The sequence below is a fragment of the Streptomyces alkaliphilus genome (genome assembly GCF_014141535.1).
Classification (GTDB): Bacteria; Actinomycetota; Actinomycetes; order Streptomycetales; family Streptomycetaceae; genus Streptomyces; species Streptomyces alkaliphilus.
This window is the reverse complement of record NZ_VKHT01000214.1, coordinates 1-6,265: the sequence shown is the minus strand read 5'-3', so window position 1 is coordinate 6,265 and position 6,265 is coordinate 1. Positions and strand designations below refer to the sequence as shown.

Here is a 6,265-nt window from a genome sequence, read left to right as displayed (position 1 = left end):
CACCCCGACAAGCCCGACAACCATTCCTCCCGGGCCCTGGAGGCCGAGGAACTGCGGGCCCGGCTCGACTCGGCCAACCCGCCGCGACTGCTCGACGTCCGGTCCCCCGCCGAGTTCGAGGCCGCCCACATCCCCGGCTCCCACAACGTTCCGCTGGACACCCTGCGCGAACACTGTGAGGAACTGGCGACGTACCTGGACGACGACGTGGTCCTGGTCTGTCGCTCCGGACAGCGCGCCGGTCGTGCCGGAGAGGCCCTGGCCGGCGCCGGTCTGCCCGGCCTGCCGGTGCTCACCGGCGGCGTGAGCGCGTGGGAGAGGACCGGGGCGCCCGTCAACCGGGGCCGGGAGCGCTGGGACATCGAACGCCAGGTCCGCCTGGTCGCCGGTTCCCTCGTCCTGACCGGGGCCGTCACCAGTTTCCTCGTCCCCGGCGCACAGTTGCTGGCGGCGTTCGTCGGCGGTGGTCTGGCCGTGGCGGCGATCACCAACACCTGCGCCATGGGCGTGCTGCTCTCCCGGATGCCGTGGAACCGCACACCGTCCTTCAACCCGCGCGAGGCGATCACCCGGCTCGCCGGCGACAACGGGTGACGGATGTGACACCGACACTGGTGACCGTCCTCCTCCTCGCGCTGTTGATCGGTGTCTCCCTCGGCCTGCTCGGGGGAGGGGGCACCATCCTGACGGTGCCGCTGCTGGTCCACGTCGCGGGAATGGACGCCAAGGAGGCGATCGCGACCTCCCTGTTCGTCGTCGGCGTCACCGCCGCCGTGGGCGTGATCGGCCACGCCCGCGGCGGCCGGGTCCGATGGCGCACCGGTGCCCTCTTCGGAGCAGCGGGGATGGGCGGGGCCTGGGTCGGTGGCCTGCTCGGCGGCCGGCTCCCCGACACCGTCCTGCTGGTCGCCTTCGCGATCATGATGGTCGTCACAGCCCTGGCCATGCTCCGGGGGCGTCGCTCCGGCTCCTCCGGGGAGGGGAAGGGCGCGCACGGCGCCGGACGGTTGCCGGTGGGGCGGATTCTGCTGGACGGCACGATCGTGGGTCTGGTGACCGGCCTGGTCGGTGCGGGCGGGGGCTTCCTCGTCGTGCCCGCCCTGGCTCTGTTGGGCGGGGTGCCGATGCCGGTCGCGGTGGGCACATCACTGCTGGTCATCGCGATGAAGTCGGCCGCCGGCTTCGCGGGATACCTCACCGCCGTCCCCGTCGACCGGGCGCTGGCCGGTGCCGTGACGGCCTCCGCCGTGGTCGGAAGCCTCGCCGGTGCCCGACTGGCCGGTCGCGTCCCGGCCGCCGCCCTCTCCCGGGCCTTCGCCTGGTTCGTCCTGGTCATGGGCGCCTTCACCCTGCTCCAACAGGCCCCCGCCGACCTGCGGATCCCGCTGGCCGTCGCGATCGCCTCGCTCGGTGCCGGCGCCGGGCTGTGCTACGGCTTCGTCGCCCGCTGCCCCCTGCGCCGTCTCGCCCCCGGCACCTGACGGCCCCCACGCCCGCGCGCGGGAGGGCCGGCCCGGGAACACCCGCGCCGGCCCTCCCCGGAGTCGGATGATCGTTCAGCCGGCGCCGGCGTGAACGGGCGCGCTCTCCCCGTTGTTCGTTCCCGCCGCCGGCCGAACGGCCGGCTCGTGGTCGGCGTCCGGACGGGGACCGTACGGGTCACGCGGCCACCACATCCGGCGGCCCAACAGACCGGCCGCCGCGGGCACGAGGAACATCGCGATCACGAAGGCGCTGAGGAGGATGCCGAAGGCGACGGCGAAGCCGACCTGCCGGAGCACCGCGTTGTCGGCGAGGACGAGGATCCCGAAGCTGCCGGCCAGGATCACCGCCGCCGCGGCGACGGTGGGGACCGACCGTTCCACGGCGCCACTGATCGCCTCCCGGGGCTCCAACCCCCGGCCCAGTTCCTCGCGCAGCCGGGCCACGATCAGGATGCAGTAGTCGGTGCCGATGGCGATGACGAAGAGGTACACCATCACCGGCAGCGTGAACGTCAGCCCGTTCGCGCCCATGAGCCCGAAAGCCAGGACGGTGGTGCCCAGGGTCGCGACGAAGCCGAGCCCGACCGAGAGCATCAACAGGGCCGGGGCGATGATGCCGCGCAGCATCAGGGCGAGGACGGACATGATGACCAGCCCCGCCAGGGGGAACACCAGTCGGTAGTCGTGACCGATCGCCTTCTGGATGTCCGCCAGTACCGCGGTGGTGCCGCCGACCAGGACCTCGGTGCCGTCGGGGGCCTCGGAGACCGCCACGTCGCGCAGCGTCCCGGAAACCAGCTCGACGGCTTCACCGTCCGTCGGGTTGAGGTCCAGGACCACGGTGAACCGGGCCACGTCCCCGGTCGCGGTGATCTCGGCGGGCAGCACCTCGGCGACGCCGTCCACGTCGCGCAGCGACTGCTCGTAGCCGGTCAGCGCCGCGGTGTCCAGCGCAGGACCCCCGCCGGCGTCGAGGATGATCAGGGTGGGATCGGACTGACCGGAGGGGAACGCCTCCCGCAACTCCTCCATCGCCCGCACGGACTCCAGGTCGTCGGGCAGCGATGCCTGGGAGTCGAAGTCCGAGCGGAACCCGAGGACGCCGAGCGCCAGCAGGACCGGAACCCCGGCGGCGACCAGGGCGACGGGCAGGGGCCGCCGGGCCACGAGCGAGCCGATCCGGCGCGGAAGCTCGGAGCGGGGCTCCCGACGCCACGAGGTGGAGGGCCAGAACGCCTTGGTGCCCAGCAGCGAGAAGACCGCCGGGCAGAGCGTGAGGGCGGCGGCCATGGTGACGGCCACCGCGATGGCCAGGGCCGGCCCCATCACCCGCAGGATGCCCAGGGTGGAGAAGATCAGCACCGCGAAGGCGACGATCTCGGTCCCGGCGGCGGAGGTGATGGTGGAACCGGTGCGGGAGACGGCCCGGATCAGCGCCTGGCGCGGCGCCTGGCCGGCGCGCAGTTGCTCCCGATAGCGGAAGAGCAGGAAGAGCAGGTAATCGGTGCCCACACCGAAGAGCACCACGATGAGGATCGCGGAGGCGGAGGTGTCGGCGGGCATGCCCATCAGCTCGGCGGCCACGCCGATCAGCCCGGTGGCCACCTGGAGCACCACCAGGATGATCAGCACCGGCATCAGGGCGATGAGCGGACTGCGGAAGAGGATCAGCAGGAAGAGGATGATGAGCAGGGGAGTCGCGAGCATCACCAGGGCGTCGGTGGCGGCGGAGGACTCCCGGATGTCCAGGCCGGTCGCGGCGTCGCCGGTGACCCCCAACTTCAGGGGGCCGTCCTCCAGCATCGAGCCGGCGTCCTCACGCAGCTTTCCGATGGACCGACCCAGTTCCTCGTCGAAGGGGTCCTGCACGGTGGCGAGGATCGGCACCAGGACGAGATTCCCGTCGGGGGAGACCACCTGTGGCTCGGTCGTCACCTCGGCCACCAGCGGATACTCCATGGCGTGCAGGGCCCCGGCGATCTCGGAGATCTCCGCCCGATCGGCCGGGCCCAGGGGTTCCCCGTCGGTGCGGCCGAAGACCATCAGCGCGGCCGGCCGTTCACTCCCGGGGAACGCCCTCTCCTGGAGTTCCCCGGCGCGCACCGAGTCGTAGTCGGAGGGCAGGAAGTCCGCCTCGTTGCTGGTGGCCGGCAGCGGCGGGGCGAGGACGGTGAGTGCCACGGCGGCGAAGATCCATACGGCGATGGTTCGCCAGGGCCGGTGGACGACGTACCGCCCGATCCTTCCGAACATGCTCGTTCTCTTTTCTGGGTTGATTTCCGTGGCATTTCGTGACAGTTCGTCACGTTTCGTGATGGTTCGGTGGGTCGGGGCCGGAAACCGTTCGTCCGGTGGTGCCCGCCCCGACGCCGGCGACCGAACGGGCCCGGGCGTTCCACCGGCCGGCGGCCACCGGAGGCGTGGACCGTCAAGGCGCTATTGGTCCGGTCCTGTGGAAAATCGACACCCGGCCGGGGCGGGTCGCGAACACTCCTCCTCACCGCTCTCTACCGGGCGCCTCTCCCCGGTGCGTCGCCGGTCGCCGTCGCCGTCGGCCCGGGGAGTGCCGCCCCCTCGACGGAGTCAACGGCGACATGGGGGAAATCGGACATCGGGTGGGTGCGGGGAGGTGGGGGCCCTCTCCGGATATGGCGACACCCGGGCACCCACCGGGTGGGCAATGCGGAACAGGATGCCCCCGCCGTACCCGGGGAAGGCCCCCGCTTGCAGGTTGTTGAAAAGCTGGTTGAGCGGCCGCTTCTCTCCGCGAAGGGATAGTCAAAAAATAAACCTGTGCTGGGGCTTCGGTTCGACGAGGGGGGTCGAATCGCGTGCGTGACGAGTTGTTGACTGCCTCGGAGCCGGCGAACTATGGTCGGGATCGCCTGATGGCTATCGATCGGTTGAGGGGTCGGGATTCGACAATGCGTGGTGAACTCGCGGGTTCGCCATTAATTCAACCGTGATTTCTTTTCCGTATGTGGTCGTAGCGTCCTGGTGTGAGGCAGAGCGATAGTGGAAACTCCCGGTTTGTCGTTGATCGTCGACGGTCCCCGAGCCCCCGAGGGCGAACTCGAGGCGGCGCTTCTACGGGCCCATCAGCTCATCGACTCCATGGTCTCGCTGCACCGGGGCGGGTCCACCCGCAGTTCGTTCGTCCCGCTGTCCGGCGAGGGGGCGGTGCGGGAGGCCGTGTGCGAGCTCGCCGACGGCGCCCGCCATTCCGTCAGCCGCTCCGCGCCCGGACACGGGGCGACGACCGGGCACACCGGAGCCGCCATCAACGCGCTGCGCGACGCGGGGCGACGCGGGGTGCGGGTGCGGATGCTGTACGCGGCGGGGGCGCTCAGCGGCGAGGAGATCTGGTCCGTGAGCAGGAGGGAGGTGCCCTGGGAGGTCCGGGTGGCCGGCGGGGAGGTGCGGAACGTGCTGATCGTGGACGGCCGGGTGGCCCTGGTGTCCTGCGACACGGGCCGGTCCGAGACGCTCGGGATGATCACCGAGGATCCCGCCCTCGTACGGACGCTCGACCAATTAATGGCGGGCACCTGGCACGCCGCCCGGGAGCCGGTGGGGTATCAGCGGCAGTGGCAGTGGATCCGTGGCCCCGAGGTCCGCCGTGTCCTGTGGCAGCTGCGGACCGGGGCCATCGACGAGGTCGCCGCCGCCGACCTGGGGATGTCCCTGCGGACCTACCGGCGCCACGTCGCGAAGATCATGCATGTTCTGGGGGCCACCTCCCGCTTCCAGGCGGGGATGCGCGCGGTCGAACTCGGGCTGCTGAGTGAAACGGATCGAACCTGACCGATCGGTTCGAGCGTCCAGGGGGGTGATGGAGGGACGACACATGGGGAGTACAGGGTGCGCGAAACCGATGCTGTCGAGAGACCGTCTACAGGGAGGGCCCGCGACCACCGACTCCCCCCGGAGGAGCGGGGGGACGAACTCGAACAGGCGATGTTGGAGATCCGGGGCCGCATCGAGGACCTGGTGGTCCGGCACCGCAGCCTGCTCTCCAGCCTGGACCTGGTCTCCGAGGTCGACGGGGACACCCTGACGACCTCGCTGAGGGAACTGGTCACGCGGGCCGAGCACCGCGTCGACATGGTGGTCTCCACCGACAGCGCGCAGGCCGCGGCCATGGCGGCCATGCTGCGCCGGCGGTTGGAGTGCCGGGACGCCCCGCTGGAGGTGCGGCTGTTGTGCGGCCGGCACACGCTCGACGAGGTGATCTCGTGTCGGGAGGCCCCCGGTTGGTCCGGTGCCATCAGGGTCGCGCGGATGTCGACCGTGGCGGCCATGATCGTCGATGAGCGCGTCGCGTTGCTCCACACCGATTCGACGACGGGCAGCCGGGCCTCCCTGGTCCGGGCCCCGGGCGTCATCAACAGCCTGCACACCCTCTTCCGAGGTGTGTGGCGCAACGCGGTGCCGCTGCCCGAGGGGGAGCTCGGTTTCGGGGGGCGGGAACGGACCGAGACCGTCCGCCGCATCCTCGAACAGCTCCAACTCGGGGTGACGGATGAGGTCGCCGCCCGGGACCTGGCGGTCTCGGTGCGGACCTACCGCAGGTACGTCTCCGAGATCATGCGGGTGCTGGGTGCCACCTCCCGCTTCCAGGCCGGGGTTCGGGCCGCCGAGTTGGGGCTCGCCCCCCGCTCCGAGACCACCCCCTCGGTGCTCGTTCCGCGCCAGGGTCGACAAAGCGCCTGAGGTTCAACCTCCGGAAAAATCGGAGTGTTCGGAGGAGGGGGTGCGGCCCACCGCGGTGGGCCGCACCC

Annotated in this window: 5 protein-coding genes; 4 read left to right on the top strand and 1 reads right to left on the bottom strand. The window is 71.2% G+C overall.

Annotated elements, in window-relative coordinates; genetic code table 11:
* Nucleotides 1-36 precede the first annotated feature (36 nt).
* The gene (locus FNQ90_RS09480; protein ID WP_182605959.1) at nt 37-594 is read left to right on the top strand and encodes a rhodanese-like domain-containing protein; all 558 of its coding nucleotides are present in this window, start codon (nt 37-39) and stop codon (nt 592-594) included.
* Nucleotides 595-599: 5 nt separating this feature from the next.
* Nucleotides 600-1,481, top strand: a complete 882-nt coding sequence (locus tag FNQ90_RS09475) for a sulfite exporter TauE/SafE family protein (RefSeq protein ID WP_182605958.1) — start codon at nt 600-602, stop codon at nt 1,479-1,481.
* 75 nt (nt 1,482-1,556) lie between these two features.
* Here the strand turns inward: FNQ90_RS09475 and FNQ90_RS09470 are convergent, their stop codons facing one another.
* Nucleotides 1,557-3,737: an MMPL family transporter gene (locus tag FNQ90_RS09470; RefSeq protein WP_182605957.1), complete on the bottom strand. Its 2,181-nt coding sequence runs from the start codon at nt 3,735-3,737 to the stop codon at nt 1,557-1,559.
* Nucleotides 3,738-4,499: 762 nt separating this feature from the next.
* Here FNQ90_RS09470 and FNQ90_RS09465 point away from each other — a divergent pair.
* Together FNQ90_RS09465 and FNQ90_RS09460 are read left to right on the top strand one after the other, a co-directional pair.
* Entirely contained in the window at nt 4,500-5,288 is a 789-nt protein-coding gene (locus tag FNQ90_RS09465; RefSeq protein ID WP_182605956.1) for a hypothetical protein, read from the top strand.
* Nucleotides 5,289-5,345: 57 nt separating this feature from the next.
* A complete protein-coding gene (locus FNQ90_RS09460; protein WP_182605955.1) occupies nt 5,346-6,197 on the top strand; it encodes a helix-turn-helix transcriptional regulator in 852 nt (283 codons plus the stop codon).
* Nucleotides 6,198-6,265: the final 68 nt, after the last annotated feature.